The 19,655-nt window shown below is 39.9% G+C and carries 12 protein-coding genes; 1 reads left to right on the plus strand and 11 read right to left on the minus strand.

Annotated features, from left to right (window positions below; genetic code table 11):
* Positions 1 to 52: 52 nt before the first annotated feature.
* The 11 genes from ACI3K6_RS19050 to mutM form a co-directional block, all read right to left on the minus strand.
* Complete coding sequence (locus ACI3K6_RS19050; RefSeq protein ID WP_435556062.1) at positions 53 to 3,259, minus strand: UvrD-helicase domain-containing protein; 3,207 nt, start codon at positions 3,257 to 3,259, stop codon at positions 53 to 55.
* Positions 3,252 to 6,188 carry a PD-(D/E)XK nuclease family protein gene (locus ACI3K6_RS19055; protein ID WP_435556063.1) on the minus strand — a complete coding sequence of 979 codons (2,937 nt, stop codon included), beginning with the start codon at positions 6,186 to 6,188 and terminating at the stop codon, positions 3,252 to 3,254. Before ACI3K6_RS19055 ends, ACI3K6_RS19050 begins: the two co-directional genes overlap by 8 nt.
* A gap of 103 nt (positions 6,189 to 6,291) precedes the next feature.
* Complete coding sequence (locus tag ACI3K6_RS19060) at positions 6,292 to 7,020, minus strand: CBS domain-containing protein (protein ID WP_435556064.1); 729 nt, start codon at positions 7,018 to 7,020, stop codon at positions 6,292 to 6,294.
* A 416-nt stretch (positions 7,021 to 7,436) separates the two neighbouring features.
* Complete coding sequence (gene dacB, locus ACI3K6_RS19065) at positions 7,437 to 8,882, minus strand: D-alanyl-D-alanine carboxypeptidase/D-alanyl-D-alanine endopeptidase (protein WP_435556065.1); 1,446 nt, start codon at positions 8,880 to 8,882, stop codon at positions 7,437 to 7,439.
* 95 nt (positions 8,883 to 8,977) lie between these two features.
* Positions 8,978 to 9,535: a GNAT family N-acetyltransferase gene (locus tag ACI3K6_RS19070; protein ID WP_435556066.1), complete on the minus strand. Its 558-nt coding sequence runs from the start codon at positions 9,533 to 9,535 to the stop codon at positions 8,978 to 8,980.
* Positions 9,536 to 9,567: 32 nt separating this feature from the next.
* Positions 9,568 to 12,150: a DEAD/DEAH box helicase gene (locus ACI3K6_RS19075; RefSeq protein ID WP_435556067.1), complete on the minus strand. Its 2,583-nt coding sequence runs from the start codon at positions 12,148 to 12,150 to the stop codon at positions 9,568 to 9,570.
* Positions 12,151 to 12,534: 384 nt separating this feature from the next.
* Complete coding sequence (locus ACI3K6_RS19080; protein ID WP_335478086.1) at positions 12,535 to 12,726, minus strand: YbxH family protein; 192 nt, start codon at positions 12,724 to 12,726, stop codon at positions 12,535 to 12,537.
* A 349-nt stretch (positions 12,727 to 13,075) separates the two neighbouring features.
* Positions 13,076 to 15,745, minus strand: a complete 2,670-nt coding sequence (gene ppdK / locus ACI3K6_RS19085) for a pyruvate, phosphate dikinase (RefSeq protein ID WP_435556068.1) — start codon at positions 15,743 to 15,745, stop codon at positions 13,076 to 13,078.
* A gap of 1 nt (position 15,746) precedes the next feature.
* A complete protein-coding gene (locus tag ACI3K6_RS19090) occupies positions 15,747 to 16,562 on the minus strand; it encodes a pyruvate, water dikinase regulatory protein (protein ID WP_335478090.1) in 816 nt (271 codons plus the stop codon).
* A gap of 16 nt (positions 16,563 to 16,578) precedes the next feature.
* Positions 16,579 to 17,217, minus strand: a complete 639-nt coding sequence (locus ACI3K6_RS19095; protein WP_335478092.1) for a helix-turn-helix transcriptional regulator — start codon at positions 17,215 to 17,217, stop codon at positions 16,579 to 16,581.
* A 302-nt stretch (positions 17,218 to 17,519) separates the two neighbouring features.
* Positions 17,520 to 18,329 (minus strand): DNA-formamidopyrimidine glycosylase, encoded by an 810-nt coding sequence (mutM, locus tag ACI3K6_RS19100; protein ID WP_435556069.1) that lies wholly within the window; start codon positions 18,327 to 18,329, stop codon positions 17,520 to 17,522.
* Between the two features lie 175 nt (positions 18,330 to 18,504).
* Here mutM and ACI3K6_RS19105 point away from each other — a divergent pair, with 175 nt between their 5' ends.
* Positions 18,505 to 19,650, plus strand: coding sequence for an iron-containing alcohol dehydrogenase (locus ACI3K6_RS19105; protein ID WP_435556070.1), 1,146 nt, complete (start codon positions 18,505 to 18,507; stop codon positions 19,648 to 19,650).
* Positions 19,651 to 19,655 lie beyond the last annotated feature (5 nt).

The raw sequence follows: 19,655 nt of genomic DNA on the forward strand, positions 1-19,655 counted from the left end.
ACATCTTAAAAAAATGACTATCAATCCAATGCTTGATAGTCATTTTTTACTGTTATGCATGTACCGACTTGAACAAATTCGGCTCTAAAAAGTACAGAATCGTGTCAGCCACAGCTTCCCCTGTTAGATCCTGCCAAGCCTGCTTGTAGAACATAAGTTGACTGCTATAAAATTCCTGCAGCTTATCATAGTCCTCCGCATGTTTAGCCCGGTCTGTTTTGTAATCGACTATGGTCCATAAGCCGTTTTTCTTATAGATAAGATCAATTGTCCCCTTCACCCAAAATGGATATTGATCCTCAGGCCGGGTGGAAATAGAAGTGTACAAAGGATTCTCCTTCTCCAGCTTAAGAGTAAATGGGACTTCAGTTAACACCACATCAGCAAGCCGTAAATCATCCCATAGTGAGGAACTTTTTAAATTCTTCACATGCTTCCACACTTCAGGCTCTTTTTCCAACGAGATGTCGTATTTGAATAAAGTGTTCTTTATGAAATGTTCAAGGTCATGTCCATGCACCGCTTTGTCAAATACATCATGAATCACGGTACCCCAATCTTTTCCCCCGCCAGATTCCCGTTCAATCGTGATTTGGGCATAATCCTTTTCTTTTGTCGGTGACCATTGATCATAGGTTTTCACTTTACTTTGATGTAGCCAAAGATCTTTACTACCTGTTTTTGCTTGAAATTCACTTAATGTAATCTCATAAGGCGCCGTTTCCGTCCCACAGATATCAAGCTCCGGAATTTCCAGTTCTTCCACCATTTCCATTCCAAAGAGGATATTCCATGGATTTTTCTTATTTCCGCCGTTAGAGCTGATGATCAGTGCTTTCTCTGCCCGGGTTGCCGCTACATAAATGATTCGCAGCTCCTCTTCCGTTAAATAATTCAACTCCTCGGCCTTATGAATTTCCCAATTAGGAGGAATCGCCATTTCCTTTACTTGGAAACCGCTATCGGTGGCAAAAGTAAAGTACCCTTTAGAACATTGGTCTTCCCGTTTAATATGCTTTGTAAGGAACGATTCAGGGCTTACCTGTTTTGCAGGATGTGCTAAAAAGACAATCGGTGCTTCAAGTCCCTTTGCTTTATGAACGTTCATAATTCTAACTGTGTCCGCCTCTTCTTCCATGTTGGCTACAGCCGTTTTTTCAAAAATTAATTCTGTCAATTTATTCAAAACTTGATGGAACGTTGTATGGCCTTCTGCTTCCTGTTTGCGAAGAGCCTCGATGATTTGCAAAAGACTAATATAGGTACGCTTGTTTCTGCCAAATGTTAAAAGCAACGGATAGAAACCAACCGCCTCCATTATTTTTTCAATCGCAGTTGTTGGAGCAAGATTTCGGATCATCTTTTGAAAAGACTGTAATTTCGTTAAGGCTGTTTCAAACTTTGCTTTTATTTCAGGGAGCAGTCCCTTAGGAATCTCTGAATAGATGGAAAATCTTCCACCGAGTTCCTTCCATTGATATAATTCCTGATCACTAAAGCCAAAAAAGATTCCGCGTAACACTGCTACCAAACTAACTTGATCCGTTGGGTCTAAAAAGGATCTGAGCAAGATCCATAAATCCTGGAATTCTCTGGTTTCTCCAAGGATGACCTCACCACTGATACTGACTGGGATTCCGGCATTCTCAAGGATATTGGCATAAAAGGCAATCCCGTCATTATATCGTGTAAGCACCATGAAGTCCTTTGCTCGATGGCCTTGCTCCATTAAATGATGGATCGTCTTGGCAATATTATCAGCATCACAAGAAATGACTTCTTCCTTCTTTTTAATATCTGCTGGCACAGATAACATTTTTACACCTGTAAAACCTGTATCATCATCTTCATGATAGGAAATTAACGGGCGATAAGCAGCTTGATAAATGGTTTCCACTTCAGGTAACTGTTTTTCAAACACCTTATTCAATTCAGAAGTGACCGAATCGACTGTTCGGAAATTCGTCGTCAGTTGCAGTACCGAACCGCCATGCTCCTCGATTAACTGTTTAACCCGATTATATGTATCAATATCAGCACGTCTGAAACGGTAGATGGCCTGTTTCGGGTCACCAACAACAAATAATGAACCACTTCTTGGCTTGCAGTTCGTCCATATCTTTTCATCAATATTTTCACTTGTTAAAAAAAACATAATTTCAGCCTGAATTGGGTCGGTGTCTTGAAATTCATCAACAAGTAAAAAACGATATTTCCCTTGAAAATAGCTTCGGACTTCTGCATTTTCTTTTAACAGCCTAGAGATATGCATCATTAAATCTTGAAAATTTAATAGGGACCGTTCCTTTTTTAGCTGCTCATAGGTTGTCACTGCTTCCTTAAGAAATTCAATAATAATGGGATGGCAATATTCCTTCCATGCCACAATCAGCGGTTTTATTTTCACTTCGAACTCCGAAGTCATTTTTTCTTCATAGAATTTGGCATCCTCTTTTGACAGCCAGCGGTTATAGGTGGGCTTCAAATTTTTATCGAAAAAACTGAAAATCCCAATTAGCTCCTTATCCTTTGAAGAGTCGATAAACCGATCCTTTTGAATCGCCATGACAATCGCTTTTTGCAGGGAATCATACCCCCTATCAGGCTCCTGATCGGGGATGCTTTTTCGGGCTTCATTGACCAATATCATAAATGATTGATAAGCATCAAACAGTTCTGGCTTCTCATTGGTTTCCGTCACCCACTCAACATCGGAGTATTCTCTTACATCCATCAACCATTTGAAAAGATGGTCCATGGAAACCCCTAATTCCTCCATCCGATCGAATTGGCTTGGATCATTATCGAGTAGGTTCTCTAAATGCCTCTGCCAAGCTTCTTCTAAAACATCGGCATCATCAGCATCCTCTAACTCTTTAAATGTTAAATCCAACTTTGCTTCAATAGGGCGCTCCCGCAGCAATTTTGCACAAAATGCATGGACCGTTCCCAAATAACAGCGCTCAATATTCTGTAATGCCACACCCAATCGAAATTTTGCGTCAAGGTCAGCTTCCTTTTTCCACGCGTCCTCCAATTTAGCTTGAAAGCGAACCTTTAATTCATCAGCTGCTTTTCTCGTAAAGGTAATTGCCACAATTTCTTGGATTTCCGCTGTACCTGTGTAAATTAGATTCACCATTCGGTCCACCAGACTAGTCGTTTTTCCGGAACCAGCTCCTGCTTCCACTAGAAAGTTGGTCCCGAGATCCAGTTTAATTTGGTCGCGTACAGCATGATCTAAAATAACCTTAGTCATAGCCCCTCACCCCCTTTAATTTCTGATTTGTCCATTTCGTCTCCATTATTTCTTTCGGATAGAAATGTCGCCGGCAGACAAGTTTAAATTCGCAATATTTACAGTCATTTGCATCATCCGTCATCTCAAACTGTCCGTTTCTGATGAGATCAATCAGTTTTTCTAAAATCTCTGTTCCATTGGTTCTTAATGTTTTGTCTTGCTTGCGGATATACCGCTCGGCCATTCCTTTCACCGTTGGAAAATAATAAGAACTTTCTGTAACTGATCCCTCATCAATACCCAAATGCTGTTCAATCGCCAAGGCGTAAATCATGTGCTGCAGCTGACGTCCACCATTAAAAGCGCCATTTTTCTTATAGCCATACGTGCTGCCAGTTTTGTAGTCAATAATGTGATAGAATCCATCCTTGGACTGGTCCACCCGGTCAACGATCCCGGCAATTTTCACTTCCCCGGAAGGAAGCTTAATCACCGCCGGTTCCCTATCTTCCAAGCCAAATGAATATTCAAAATGGAGTGGTTGATAGTCCTCACTGTGACGTTCCTCTTCTTTTAAGAAAATTTTGCAGCATTCCAATAGATCGTTCAGTTCACGTATATAAACACGCTCATTTGGCGGAGGAAGAATTTCCCGTTGCTGCTCAATCAGTCCTGTTGCCAGTATTATCAACTGGTCTAAATGAAGGGCATAATTAGGCTTCACTTTTCCCTGTGCTAATCCCTTGTAAAATTGTTCAAAAATACTGTGCAATAGACTTCCACGTGTCGCCGGGTCCAGCCATTTATGGGCATCAAAACTGATCTCCTCAACTGGCTTTACTCTTAAAACTTCCTTTAAAAAATACGAGTATGGACATTTAGCTAGTGTTTCAAGCCTTCCTGCACTCATGGTTTTATCTGGATTTAAGCGTGGATCATGGTGATCAACATTAAGGTGTACCACCCCGTCAAATTCCGTCACATGGTTTGAATGACGCGCGATCTCGGCTAAAATTCCTTTATTGATCGGATAAAAATGCTTCAGGATCCCTTCCGATACTAGACCGGTTGAGTCATTCGTCAATTTTTCATTCCAAAATTCCTTGTCTTCAAAAATATCATTCGCAATGATAGAAGACTGTAAGGTTTTTAACTGCTTAAATTCTGCATCCTGTTGACCTGTCATCAAACGGTAGCACTGTAATACGATAAAGGCGGGATTGACTACCCGATTATCATTCATATCATAGTTGCAATAGCTAATAAATACCCTACCGGTTGAATGAGCAAGAAGCTGCAATAAGCGATATAAATTAACTTTTCCTTGATCTCTTAATAATGGGAGGTCCCTGTTTATCTCCATTCTCTCTTGATCAAGCAGCAACGGGTCTTCACTTGAATTACCTGGGAACTTTTTATTATCCAACCCTACAACAAACACATTAGACCGGCTGTTGTATAAGCCGTTTTTATACGAATCAATATGTAAATGTCCCGGCTTTGATCGCGATTGGTTGACCCGAATGGATAACAATAAATCCTTTACCTTTTCAAATACATCATAGGCAGGCAAGGTTTCGTCCGCAAAAGCAGAAATTTTCTCGATTTCCTCGATTAGAGATGTTTTGGACATCTCATCAAGTGCCGAGTTTGTTTTGGAATGATTGGTTAAAACGTAGGCAATACCTGATAAGCAATTTTTGTAATCCATGTTTGTTTGGTACGGCGGCAGCTTTTTAAAAATACCAGATAACCATCGCTTTAACGCGATAAGTTCACTTACTCGCATTTCATCTCCATCTAACTGTTCTATTTCAGCATTAATTAGGGACAGGTATCGGTCTTGTGACCAACCTACTTGTAAATCTCTTAAGATTTTGGCGATCCTGCTCTTGGTCGGTACCGCTTCACCTAGTTCTAGTAAGCCTTCATTCAGTAGATTCAGTAATTCTTGGACACTGTAATTTGACTGAATCCAGTTTATTAACCCGGAAACTAATCGGCCTGGACGGCTAAATGATACGGAAAGACCTTCTCCAAAAGTGACAGGGAGATCGATTTTTTGCGATAGATGAAAGAAAAGGGTACTATAGTCATCTGGGCTTGTGTAATAAACTACACTTTCATCAAGAGGCGTTGTTGACGTCTTTATTTGCGCCAAAATTTGTTTTACTTCTAATTCCTCGGTTTTCGATGTGAAAATCCGTACATTCTCTGCCTTTTGTGCGCCATCTTGCTGATAAAGATAGCTTAAGGGTGTCTGCTCTCCCCAGCGAATGGAGCTCAGACTTGTTCCTTCTGGAAGGTCAATGCCCAATACGGGCGCAAGTGGAAGTTTCGTAGTGGATTCAGGTAACATTTTTGCCAGTAATTGCTCTTCCAAATGGAATAGTTGAAGATTGGATTGTAAAATAAAGAGCTTTTCCGTTTCGATTCTGGCAAATTCAAGTGCATGATTTAAAATGTCAGCTCTATCAAATAATTGATTTACTTTTAATATATCTTCGAACTCTCCCATTATTTCGATTAGATCCGCAGCTTTTTCTAACGAAATAAAGGCGTTTTGATTGAAGGTATTTTTGGTGTACCCTGATAGTCTTAATGTTTGAATCGTTGAAAAAATAGCATGGCTAAAGGAAGGTGTTATTTCCATTCCGGAAAAGTATTGGAGGGCACCGGTTTCCTTCAACTGTTTGAGAATGGTATAGGTAAAATGCACCCCAATAGTGTGGTCCAGACTCTTCCAATATCGGTTGGATTTAAGTTCTAGTACGTTTTTAGCAAGATCCAGCACCGTTTTAAATTTAAGATTTATAGCACTATAACCAACTTTTACAAATGCTTGATTGATTTGTTCACCAATTGCATGGTTGTCCACAATGATGATTTTCTCTTTGAAAGGATTTTTAGTACATATTTGATTTAATTCCGCTAGTAAAGAATTCATGGAAACTCTCCTTCACGATCACTATAAATCCTAGTATATCACTATAAAACCCGCTTTGTACCATATTCTTACAACAAAAGAAGCACACCCGAAGGCATGCTCTTTAATCCACTGTATAATCAATTTCAATGAGATCCCAAGGGGTAACAATCCCAAGAGGTTTCTCGTCTGCGTTCCCATTTTCCGTAATAATAACCGCTTCAAGCTTGGACTTCTTTTTATGTGCTTTTTCAAATATATTTTCTACATCAAAAATATTAATCTCTTTTGATACGAAGTCTATTGGATGATTTTTTTCCAACTTCATAATATCAGACACATGAATATCTGCTAAATTTACCAAGCCATTTTCCATGTTCATGGCCATCCATTTCATTATAGAGCTTGCTGTCAGCAGACCGATGCAGGATTTATTTTTATAGATAGGAAATTTCGAGTAACCATGTTCTTTAATAGCTGCCGTTACCTTCAAGATCCTATCATTGTAATCAAAAGAAACCACGTTTTTGCTTGCAATTGAAATCGCGTAGTTTGGCTTGCTTAAAATATTGGCGATTTTTTCAATATGGTTTACCACCTTAGCATTGGGCTCAGCAATATAAAAGCCCACTTCCATTTTCTCATGGACAATGGCATTCCTTAATCTAGCGTATTGCTCTAGGTCTTTTTTAAAGGTTTCAATCACTTGATACTTTTTGGCTCCAACCTTCACCAAAACGACAAATCGTTCATCATTAATTTTCACAATACCCCGTAATGCTTCGTGTACCTGATTATAGGCAACCTCAAATCGTTCTGACAAAAGCTGATTCTGTTTATTAACCGTTTTCATGTCTCTCTCCCAATTGTATTCTATTCTTTTATTATATTTTATGGGATAAGAGACGTCTATTATAGTGGTATTATTTTGAATTATGGAATATTAATATTCTTTTCAGACATCTCTTTTTTGCCTGGTATAACTTTATGCATGAGCTTGAAAGACAACCTACCCAGTCACTCTCTCAAATTTGTCGTTCATCAAGCATATGAGAGACAGTTTCTCCTACTTCCCGCTCTTGTTTGTCGTTCATCCCCTTTATGAAAGACAGTCTTTCCAACTGCCCTCTCCAGTTTGTCGTTCATCCCCTTTATGAAAGACAGTTACTCCTACTTCCCACTCTAGTTTGTCTTTCACCACCCTCATGAAAGACATCCTACCTGATTCTCTGCAAAAATTCGTTTGTCATCCGTCACACTCACTTTATGTCACTGCGATGCTAGCACCCGGACAATTTGATCTTCTATTCTTTTCCCTTTGTCCCCGTCCAGTAAATTATTGAGCAGTATAGAAAAAATCAAGGTCTCACCACTTTTGGTTTTTACGTAACCCGATAGGGAACTGACGGTGGAAAGTGAACCAGTTTTCGCCATGACATGAAGTCCTTTCATCCGATACCTGAGAGAGCCTCCAACCATTTTTTCCTTTATACCAGCAACAGGCAATGAATGCAAAAAGGCCGGAAACCAGCTCTCCTTTTGCACGGAAAAAAGCAACTGTGAAATTTGGCTTGCCGGAACAAGGTCTACATGAGATACACCTGAACCGTCCCTCATGACCATGTTCCCGGTGTCTAATCCCTGCTTGGCCAATGTATCCTCTAGCACTTCTAGACCCTTTTCCCAAGAACCTTCTCCCATCACCACTTTGCCCATTTCTTTCACCAGAACCTCCGCGTGTGTGTTGTTGCTCAATTTCATAAATGGAATGAGCACTTGAGACAATGGCATGGATGGATGATTGGTTAAAACAGTTGCGGTGTCAGGCACCACCCCAGTCTTTATTTTCCCAGTTACTTTAATCCCCTTTTCAGCCAATGATTGTTTAAAAAGAGTTAGAGCATACCTTGTCGGATTCCAAACGGCAACCCATTCTTTTTTTTCTTTTGCATTTACTGGAAGTTGCCCCTCTAATTTTATGATATTTTTAGCATGAACTCTTTCAATGGTTAGGTTCTTTTTTTCTTGCTCCGCTGCAGTTTTAGCATGATTGATTATTTTTACATAATTTGTTTTTGGAGTAATGGTATAGCGGACTTGATCTCCTTGTTTTTTTCCCGGATAAACGGTGACGACTACAGTACCTGCATCGTAATCTTTTGTTGGAGAAACGGTTAAAGCGGAAATCTGCGCACCGTAATAAGTGGTTTCATCACTCCAAGGAAGGTCCAACGATAATCGGACATCATCAAAATGGGTATCATCACCAATCAGGTCCCCATTAATTCTTTTTATTCCCTGTTTGTGAATTTCTTCAGCCATTTGATCAAAATCTTTTTTTAATAAGGTTGGATCTCCGCCTCCTTTAAGATAAAGATTCCCATGAAGTGTTTTCTTTTTCAGCGGACCATCAGAATATAAAGCGGAAAAAAAGGTATGATTCTCACCTAATACATCCAATGCTGCTGCGGCTGTTAATAGTTTCATATTGGAAGCCGGTCTTAAGCGGATTCCACCATTATGCTGATAAATCTCCCTGCCGTTTAAAGCAGATCGTATACTGATCCCGGCTATGGCTCCCTTAAGATTTGGATCATTAGCCATGAAAGTGTTAAGTTGATTAGACAGAACTTCATGATTTACTGAGGCCTGCACCTTTTCATGCTCTGTAAAAGCAAAAACCATTATGGATATACAAATAAATAGAGCTCGCATTTTTCCACCCTTACCCTTTTTTTATAAGTTTCTCCAAATCCTTGACATTCTTTTCATAAAAAAAGGAGTTCCGTCATTCGGACTCCTCTCAACTTTTATATCGTGAATAAAACGGGGATTTCTTTCAGCAACCTGTGCCAAATCATATGGTCGCTTCCTTCGCCCCAATAATTCTTCATCCAGTAATCTGGTTCTCCCAATTTCTTTCGCCAGATTTTCTGGGCATTTTTATACCCGCTATCCAAACAAAATTCTTCAATTCCTTTACTCATTAAGGTCAGAAGCATGGTATTTAGGAGTAATGTTCCGATGCCACGGTTTTGGTAATCGGGATGAATATATACGGTCCCAATTTCGATCACATCTGTCAAATCGCCCTTGGAGCACTCCTGAATTAATGAATTGGAAGAGCCAAAAGCAATAGTTCCGATTATTTTATCGCCGGTTGCGGCTATTAAGAAATAACGATTCCTCCCATTGCTGTCAAAATCAGCTTGCAGATATTGATTTTTTGTTTCAATTTCTTCTTCCATATCGTATACAAGGTCGGATATACCTTCCTTTAAAAATGTATCTTTGATAACCAATGAGAAAAACTGATTTAACTCCTCCCGTTCTTCCTGCTTCGGTCTCCTTACTTCCACTTTTACCAACCGTAACACTCCCCTAGTCTAAATTTCTATATCTATAAAAAGTCTTGCTCATCCTCCCAATACCGTTTATATCTTGTTCGATAACATGCTTCACATGTTGGGAAAGAATGGTCCCAAGGCAATTTTTTACCGCAGTTTTTACACTTTTTTTCGAACTTTTTAATGTCTGTTTTTAATCTCTCCTGCACCTTGTCACTGATATCTAAACGCAGCCTCTCCCAATAAACAACTTCTGTACGCTCACCTAGCCGATACAAAAACAGTAAATGGAGACCGACTGCCTTATAGCTCAATTCCAATTCTTCAAGGCTGCGCTCTTTTACTAGTGGTTCGGGAAGTTCACTTCCGTCAATAATGGCATACATCGTATCTTCCCATTGCTTTGTCAACAACGGTTCATTCTTGGCAAAAGGAAGATGTAAAAATCCGTATAAATCCGTTAAGGATAATCTTGCTTCTATTTCAGTACCGACAATTTTCTTATAAAGAGATCTTTCCTCAGACAGGGACGCCTTTTTCGTACCTTTAGGGCTCTCAAACTTCTCCCATAATTCAAAAAAGGTACCCAAATCCCGATAATATCTTTGAAAACGTTCAAAAACAGTGCTCGTTGGTGCAATTGAAAACGTCTGTACGGGCCGATCCTCTTGCAGCAAGAGATTTTTCATCTTTTTAATATCACTTGTAAATGCAACTTTACCGATGTCATAAATACCTTTTCTGCCGGCTCGACCAGCAATTTGCTTTACTTCCTGAGACGTAAGCAGCCTTCTCCGAGTCCCATCGAATTTCTCATTTTCCAAGAACACAATTCGGCGAATTGGCAAGTTTAAGCCCATTCCGATCGCATCGGTGGCGACAATGACCTTCGTTTTTCCTTTATTAAACTGCTCGATTTGCTTTTTCCTTGTTTCAGGAGGCATACTTCCATAAATCATGCTTACTGAGTGGCCATTATTTTGCAACCGTGATGCGATTTCAAGCACTCGCCTTCTCGAAAAACAAATCAAAGCATCCCCTTTTTTAATATGCTTGATATGAAACTCTTTTGGTTCCACCTCAAGGGGTGTGTCTCTTGTGTACTCGTAGATTTCAATTTGGGAGTTACCTAAAAGCTCTAGCAGCATCTCTTTTGAATTTCGGCTTCCAATGATATGAACTTCTTCTGCGTTTGCCTTTGTAATAGCTTTATACCAAGAAAAACCACGGTCCTTATCCGCAATCATTTGAGCTTCATCAATAACGACCACTTCATAGTACTCTTTTTCATGAAACATTTCGACCGTACAGGAAATATGGGAAGCATTGGCCACAGTTTTCTCTTCTTCCCCCGTTTTTAGAGAGCATGGTGTACCTTCGCTGTTTAATTTATCATATACCTCAAGGGCCAACAGTCTCAGCGGAGCTAGATACACCCCGCTTGATGCCTGTTTCATTTGCTCAAGGGCATGATGGGTTTTTCCTGTATTGGTTTCGCCAATATGTAACACATACCTGATTCCTCTTTTTAAAGAAGGATCGTATTCAGTACCAAAGATATCCCGCATAATCCGATCTTCTTCAGATTTTTTACGCTGAATTTCTGCGAGTTCCTCTATCCTTTTCTGTTCGCGCCCTTCTATATCCTGTTCAAGGATATTTTTATGAGTATGTAACTCAAATGGGAGATCTGAAATTTTTAGCAAATCAGCAACATACTCTTCTTGGATATCCTCTAAAATAAATCCTTCAAGGTCATAAAGGAGCTCACCCATCATTCCTTTTACAAAAGAAATCGAAAGTTGCTCATTGGTTATATCAAGAAAATCTTCCTTTAAATCATTCGGTAACATTTGGAAGACTTTTTCCGGAACTAAGTCAGAAAGATAATCAGATATTAAGCTCTCATACAAATAAAAATAGGTTTGATATTCAAAGTAACTTCTTCCAAATGCCGGCGATTTTTGTATTTCTCCCGTAAGCTCAGTAAAAAATTGCGAGACCGTTTGATACGCATTAGGATTAAATTCCCCTTGATTGATTAATTTTTCTTCTAAAGCAGCCGGATCGATGGATTGAAACTTTACATTATTTTTCAAGTCAGCTGTTAGTTGTTTAGCAACAAAATATCGAACATAGACATATATATTCAGATACTGCTCTTCCAAAATCCTGGCGGCAATATCTTCGATTTCCTCAATAAGATCTGCCTTTTGTTCCGCTATTTTCGATTGTTCTTCCCGTTTGATAAATTGTTCTTTTGCCTCTTTGAAACGAAGCGACCATTTTTCTTTTTGTCCTTCAAACATCTCATAAAGCCAAGTTAGAGCATCAAATGGCTGGTACTCTCTCATTTCATCACGAAAAAGCTTATTAATCAGCTTCCGGTCTACACCTTGTACTTCGTATCCCTTTTCACTTAAAAATGCTTTTTTTTCATTTTTAGGAACATCATTTGTCACCTTATTTAGCCATACATTAACCCAAATCTGCTCGATATAATGCTTGCGATCAGATAGGTACTGCTCGAATGATGGAAGTGTCTCCTTTAGTTCAAGATATCGGTCAATATCCTCATAAAGCTTCAGTTTGGTTTGTTCAACAGCTTCAGGATACACCGTTGTCAACTTACTCAAAAAATCACTCCTCAACTTGTCAATTTGATTTCTTTTTCTAACGGATTTATGTATAATGATCATATAGATGTGCATATAGTAAAAAAGACCGAGCATGGGGTTAACTCGCCCGGTCATGCAATAGAGGTTTCCCAAGTGGGAATCGGCTAAATAGAAACGAGAATCCACCGCTTATGCTTGCCGGCTCAAGGGTGGATTATTTTTTTTGGTGAAAAGACAGAATCGCGACAATGAGACTTGCAAATGATATAGCAAACATCAATCCTTGAAAAACTGTCAAACAGCATCACCCCCTTTCACAGGGAATGAGCCGCCACCCTTGAGATAACCTATTCTATTGCATTTTCTATTATACCACCACACACATATGCGAACAAGCGTTCTTTATATTTTATGTTCATCACAATAATGATCCACGATTTTCTCTATTTGATCAAGCTCCGGGAACTTTCCACTAAAATCAAATTGAATTTCCTCAATAAATTGTTCTTTTTTGTAAACGTGAATAGCTCCGCTTTGCTGGATTACACTATATTCTGGAACAAAGCGAAAGCCGTTTCGTTCAATTGCACCCATGATCATCCCCCTATTGGATTTTTTTTATAGTATAAGCATAAAAAAGTTCATTTATTTAGGCTCTGTTAAACTTGGCTGTTGATTTGCGCTCCAGGCGCTTCGCTTTCCGTGGGCGTTTCGGCGAGCCTCCTCGGCGCTTGCGCCTGCGGGGACTCTCCTGAACCGTACTCCCACAGGACATTGATTTTCTTCCTAGAATTTGCCCACGCACGAAGGAAATGCGTTAGCATTTTCGAGGAGTCTTCGCTCCTTCCGCTCCAATCAACAGAGTTGTAAAAATCAACACTGTTCTTTAACATAGCCTTTATTTAAAAAGACGGCACCATTGCGGCACCGTCTTCTTAAAAAATTATGCAGTAGTATACACTTCTTCACGATTTAACTCATGTCGGATCGTTGCTTGTGCTGCGGCCAAACGAGCCAGCGGTACACGATAAGGTGAACAGCTGACATAATCTAAACCGGTTCTGTAGCAGAAATCAATAGAGCTCTTTTCTCCGCCATGCTCGCCGCAAATACCAGTTTTAAGCTTTGGATTTGTTTTGCGGCCAAGTGTTACGCCGGTTTCAACCAGTTTTCCCACTCCTTCTTGGTCAAGGACGGCAAATGGATTTTCCGGGAGTACCTTATGTTCAATATAAGCTTGAAGGAATTTACCCTCTGCATCATCACGACTGTAGCCGAAAGTTGTTTGGGTTAAGTCGTTTGTACCAAAAGAGAAGAAATCGGCTTCTTCAGCTATTTCATCAGCTGTTAAGGCTGCGCGCGGAATCTCAATCATCGTACCAACAGTATATTGGATGCTCCGACCCGTTTCCACCTGCACCTTATTCGCTGTTTCAATCACCAATTCACGCATTTGTTTTAATTCATTCACATGCCCAACAAGTGGAATCATGATTTCTGGATTTACTTCTATCCCTTTTTCAGCAAGTTTTGAAGCGGCATAGAAAATGGCTTTTGCCTGCATTTCATAGATTTCTGGATGAACCATTCCTAAACGGCAGCCGCGGAGTCCAAGCATTGGGTTAAATTCATCTAATTGACGAACCTTTTTAAGCAATTTTTCTTTTTGAGCTAACTCTTTAGAATCAGGATCCAAGATTTGCAGCTTCGTTACTTCGACTAGAAGCTCCTCTTTATCAGGTAAAAATTCGTGTAAAGGTGGATCTAATAGACGAATGGTGACTGGGAGTCCCTGCATGGCTTCGAAAATCCCTTCAAAATCTCCTTGCTGCATTGGCAGAAGCTGGTCAAGTGCTTCCATTCTCTCATTATAGGTTTCTGCTAAAATCATTTTTTGCACAATTGGAATTCGCTTTATATCCATAAACATATGCTCTGTCCGGCACAAACCTACCCCGCCTGCCCCGAAATCAAAAGCTTTTTTGGCATCTTCAGGGTTATCGGCATTTGCACGAACGCCTATTTTCCGTTCTTTATCTGCCCATGAAAGTAACAGCTGGAATTCATCTGATAATTCAGGATCAATCATAGCGATTTCCCCGAGCATTATTTCACCTGTCGATCCATCGATAGTAATCACATCGCCATAGTTTACTACCATATCACCAACAGAGAATTGCTTTGCTTTTAAATCAATCCTTAATGCCTCACAGCCACAAATACAGGCTTTTCCCATACCACGGGCAACAACCGCCGCATGGCTTGTCATACCGCCTCTGCTTGTTAAAATAGCTTGAGAAGCCACGATTCCATGGATATCATCTGGTGTTGTTTCCGGACGGACAAGGATAACCTTTTTACCATCATTCCCTAATTGCTCAGCTTCATCGGCATCAAATACCACTTGGCCGGTTGCTGCCCCAGGTGATGCCGGCAAACCTTTTGCTAAAATTCTTTTTTCTACCGAATCATCAATACGGCGATGGAGCAATTGATTCAATTGATCCGGATCCACACGAAGCAAGGCAGTCTTCACGTCAATAATACCTTCTTGGACCATTTCCACAGCAATGCGTATTGCTGCTTGGGCAGTCCGTTTTCCATTGCGAGTTTGCAATATAAATAATTTTCCGCGTTCTACGGTAAATTCAATATCTTGCATTTCTTTGTAATGCTGCTCAAGACGATGGCAGGTGTCCGCAAATTGCTGATAAACACTAGGCATTTCTTCTTTTAAAGCTGCAATTGGCTGTGGAGTACGAATGCCTGCCACAACGTCTTCCCCCTGGGCATTGATTAAATACTCACCATATAGAACCGGCTCACCTGTAGAAGGGTTTCTGGTGAAAGCCACTCCCGTACCGGAATCATTTCCCATGTTTCCAAACACCATGCTTTGAATATTAACAGCTGTTCCAAGATGATCAGCAATTTTATTCAGGCGACGATACACAATGGCCCGTTGATTATTCCAAGAATCAAAAACTGCATTAATAGCCAGGAATAATTGTTCTTTTGGATCCTGAGGGAAATCTTTTCTAGTATGTTTTTTAACAATTTCTTTATAGCCAACAATAATTTCTTTCCAATCCTCCGCGGTCATTTCTGGGTCTGACGCATATCCCTTTTGCTCTCGGGTTTCCTCTAATAATTGCTCAAAAAAGTAAGTATCAATTCCTAATACTACATTACTAAACATTTGAATAAAACGGCGGTATGAATCATAAGCAAATCGAGGATTGTTCGTTAGGCTTGCCACACCCTCAACCGTTTCATCATTCATTCCAAGATTTAAAATCGTATCCATCATTCCAGGCATTGAAAAAACAGAACCGGAACGCACAGAAACAAGCAGAGGATTCTTCGGGTCACCTAGTTTTTTACCCATTTTTTCCTCTAAACGTAAAAGGGCTTCCAAAGTCTGTTTTTCTACTAAAGTTGGAATCGTTTTGCCAGATTCATAGTAGGCATTGCAAGCTTGTGTTGTAATTGTAAATCCATAAGGGACTGGTAAACCAATATTGGTCATTTCTGCAAGATTGGCCCCTTTACCTCCAAGCAGTTCTTTCATATTGCCGTTTCCTTCATGGAATAAATATACGAATTTCTCCATCTTATAACTCCCTCTCTTTTTTCAGGATATCCAAGATTAATCCCGCTGTTTCTTCAACTGCTTTATTTGAGACATCAATTACAGGACAACCTACCCGTTTCATGATTTTTTCGGCATAATCCAACTCATCCAAAATACGTTGGAAACTTGCATAATTAGCTCGTGAGGCTAGCCCCAAAGCCTTTAGTCGTTCTTTGCGAATTTCATTTAATTTGTCCGGTGAAATGATTAAACCAATACAATTCTTTCTTGGCACTTTGTATAATTCATCCGGCGGCGGTACCTCCGGAACTAATGGTACATTGGCAACCTTATATCGTTTATGTGCCAGATACATTGAAAGCGGAGTCTTGGAAGTTCGGGAAACCCCGATTAACACAATATCAGCTTTTGTAATTCCTCTAGGATCTCGGCCATCATCGTATTTAACGGCAAATTCAATCGCTGCGATTTTCCGAAAATAATCTTCATCCAGCTTTCTCATTAAACCAGGACGACGGTATGGTTCCTGACCCAATCGATCTGAAAAGGAATTCATTAACGGACTCAGCAAATCAATGGCCATAATCCCTTCTTCGCTTGCCCTTTTGTCTAAGTATAATTTCAATTCAGGTATGACAATGGTATAAGCAATGATTGAGTGGCCCCTTTTTGCCAACAGGATGACATCTTCAATATCCTCAACATCATCTACATAAGAATTGCGGCGAATATCGATCTGCCCGCTAGTAAACTGTGTTGCCACAGCTTTTACTACAAGCTCAGCCGTCTCCCCGACTGAGTCTGATACTACATAGACAACTTCCTTCTGTACCAAAATGGCAGCAACTCCCCTATGCTTTTTCTTCTAGTATTTCTAAATAAGCTTTCGTAATCGTCGTTTTCGTAATTCGTCCTAATAGTAAATATGTATTCGGTTGATCCCCCACTTCTGATACAACAGGTAACGAGTCTACATGATTATGAATCATTTTCTTAGCTGCTTCGAGCAGTGTGTCTTCCGGGTGAATCGTAATGATATTCGGCATTCTTGTCATGATAACACTGACAGGCAGTTCTTGAAGATTTTTATTGCCTAGTGCTGCCCGGAGCAAATCCTTTCGGGAAATAACCCCTGCTAAATGACCCTCGGAATCTACTGCATAAAGTGTTCCAACATCCTCTAAAAACAATTGAACAACTGCATCGTAGACAGAAGTCGATTTTCCCACAACAATCGGATGTGCTTTAAACTCTGAAACTTTTTGATTGATAAACCTGGAAGCCTGTTGCTTTACCTCTAATTTTTCGTTAAAAAAGTATCCCACCCGCGGCCTTGCATCCAAATTTCCTGACATCGTCAGAATGGCGAGATCAGGCCTTAATGCCGCTCTGGACAATGAGAGCCTTTCAGCAATTTCCTTCCCCGTGATTGGTCCGCTTCGTTTAACAATCTGTAGGATTTCATCCTGTCGCCTTGTAAGTTTAATCATTACCACCACCTTACTAATAATTAATATGTAATATTCTATGATGCTTTTTCAAATGTGTTATACTTATTTGTATATAGTATATTACATTTACCCAATTAGGAAAACCTAAAATTTTGACAAAATAATAAACATTTTTTAAATAAAAATTCTCCCGTTAAATTTGTTTGTTGATTTCCGCTCCACGCACGAAGGAAATGCGTTAGCATTTTCGAGGAGTCTTCGTGCCTTCCTCTCCAATCAACATGGCTTAATATCATCCTTAGCAATGCCAATAAAAAAATCCCGCTCCTAATGATCGAGATTTATTGCTGACAATTGGGGCAATAATACGTTTTTCTGGAACTTACTTCTTCCATAACAATTGTCGCACCGCATCTATTGCATAATTCACCTTCTCGGTCGTAAACCTGGCACAGTTCTCGATAATTCCCTGTTTTTTGATCGCCTTTAAAAAAGGGACTTTCCATATAGCCTCCAAATTGAATGCCCTCCTGCAGAACAACTTTCATTGAATGATAAAGAGTCCGGCGGTACCTTTCATTTAAATCATCGATGTCTTTCGTCGGAAATATTTTTGCATGATAACATATTTCAGCTGAATAACAATTACCGATGCCAGCAATAAAGTCTTGATCAATAAAGGTTGTTTTTAAACGGCCATGTTTTTTATTCAAGAGTTTTAGAAACCCATTCTCTGTAAAATCAGCCTGCAATGGTTCTGGTCCCAAGTGCTCCAACCGTTCTTTTACTTCATTTGTCGACAATAGATGTAAATAACCTAAACGGAGCCCTATAAAATAGAGATGATGATCCCCAAAAGATAATCGTACCTGAATGGTTCGTTTTGGTTTTTCTGCTTCGTTCCCAAAAAACATAAAACCCCCAAGCATTAAATGCAGCAGCAGAGTCTGTCCATTTTGCAATTCAAAAAGCAAATGCTTTCCCCGCCTGTTTATCTGCATGATTCTTTGGTTTCTAACCGTGTTTGTAAATAGTTCAGGGTTTACATTAATCGATTTTTCTCGATTTATTTGAATGTCCGTAACGGGTTTACCGGCAATTTTTTCATTCAAAAGCATTTTGTAATGTTCCATTTCCGGGAGCTCTGGCATTTGAAGACTCCTTTCATAAAGGTAGTTAGCAAAGTCATATCCTTAATTTAACCTAATCTCCTTCGATCTCATTCGTTTAACGGGGAATTCCCCATTTTTCAGTGTGTTAACAGGATTTTCCTTTTTTAAAGCGAATATTTTATGTAGGAACGTAATAAAAAGGTCGGTGAGTTCGATGATAAACAAATTTGTCATGCCCGAAGTGATTTTTGGGAGAGGCTCTCTTCAACAGGTTGGAGAAAGTTGTGTTCGGCTTGGAGCAAAAAAAGTATTAATTGTAACTGATGCTGGCGTAATTGATGCAGGTTGGAATGAAACGGTTGTCAAAAGCTGCCTTGATGCAGGTTTAAACTATGCTTGTTTTCATGATATCACTACCAACCCGAAGGACTTTGAAGCGGAAAATGGAGCGAATTTTTATATCGAACAAGAATGCGATGCCATTATTGGTGTAGGTGGTGGCAGCGTCATCGATATTGCCAAGGCCGTCGCTATTTTAGTGACAAATGGCGGTAAAATTGCTGATTATGAAGGTGTTGACAGGATTGAAATCCCGCTTCCACCCTTAGTTATGGCAGGGACAACAGCTGGTTCAGGATCGGAAGTTTCTCAATTCTCTGTCATTGTAAATACCGAGAAGAAAAAGAAAATGACCATCGTTTCCAAATCATTAGTTCCAGACATTGCCATAGTGGATCCAGAGACGCTATCGACAAAAAGTGCAAGGCTGACTGCCTCCACTGGTCTGGATGTTTTAACACATGCAATTGAATCATTTGTTAGTATCGCAGCCACTCCAATGACAGATGTATTTGCAAAGAATGCTATTAAGCTCGTTTCGAATAATCTCAGGCCTTCCGTGGCTTCCAAATTGAACGCAGAAGCAAAGGAAAACATGGCCATGGCAAGTTTACATGCTGGACTCGCCTTTTCTAACGCTATTTTAGGAGCTGTTCATGCCATGAGCCACTCTATTGGTGGAAGATACCCACTGCTCCATGGTGATGTTAATGCTGTCCTTTTGCCTCATGTGATGGAATTTAACCTTTTAGCTAATCCGAAACGATTTCAAGAAATTGCTGAATTACTTGGAGAAAATATCAATGGTTTAACGCCTTTTGAGGCTGGGAGAAAGGCAATTGAACACGTTAAACAATTATCCATTGATATCGGTGCCCCACAAAATCTATCAGAAATGGGTTTTGAAGAAAAGATGATTCAAAAGATCAGTGAGCTTTCCCTCCAAGATGCTTGTATGATTACCAATCCCCGTGATATTTCAGCAAATGATGTCGAAGTTTTGTTGAGAAAAGCATTATAAGGGAG

Origin of the sequence: Neobacillus solisequens (assembly GCF_051233465.1) — a bacterium.
GTDB lineage: Bacteria > Bacillota > Bacilli > Bacillales > Cytobacillaceae > Neobacillus.

Bases quoted from the DNA above. Each gene is read 5' to 3' on its own strand.
- ACI3K6_RS19095 (WP_335478092.1), bottom strand. From the start codon at position 17,217: ATGATTAAACTTACAAGGCGACAGGATGAAATCCTACAGATTGTTAAA.
- ACI3K6_RS19060 (WP_435556064.1), bottom strand. From the start codon at position 7,020: ATGAAAACGGTTAATAAACAGAATCAGCTTTTGTCAGAACGATTTGAG.
- ACI3K6_RS19050 (WP_435556062.1), bottom strand. From the start codon at position 3,259: ATGACTAAGGTTATTTTAGATCATGCTGTACGCGACCAAATTAAACTG.
- ACI3K6_RS19105 (WP_435556070.1), top strand. From the start codon at position 18,505: ATGATAAACAAATTTGTCATGCCCGAAGTGATTTTTGGGAGAGGCTCT.
- mutM (WP_435556069.1), bottom strand. From the start codon at position 18,329: ATGCCAGAGCTCCCGGAAATGGAACATTACAAAATGCTTTTGAATGAA.
- dacB (WP_435556065.1), bottom strand. From the start codon at position 8,882: ATGCGAGCTCTATTTATTTGTATATCCATAATGGTTTTTGCTTTTACA.
- ACI3K6_RS19055 (WP_435556063.1), bottom strand. From the start codon at position 6,188: ATGAATTCTTTACTAGCGGAATTAAATCAAATATGTACTAAAAATCCT.
- ppdK (WP_435556068.1), bottom strand. From the start codon at position 15,745: ATGGAGAAATTCGTATATTTATTCCATGAAGGAAACGGCAATATGAAA.
- ACI3K6_RS19080 (WP_335478086.1), bottom strand. From the start codon at position 12,726: ATGGGTGCAATTGAACGAAACGGCTTTCGCTTTGTTCCAGAATATAGT.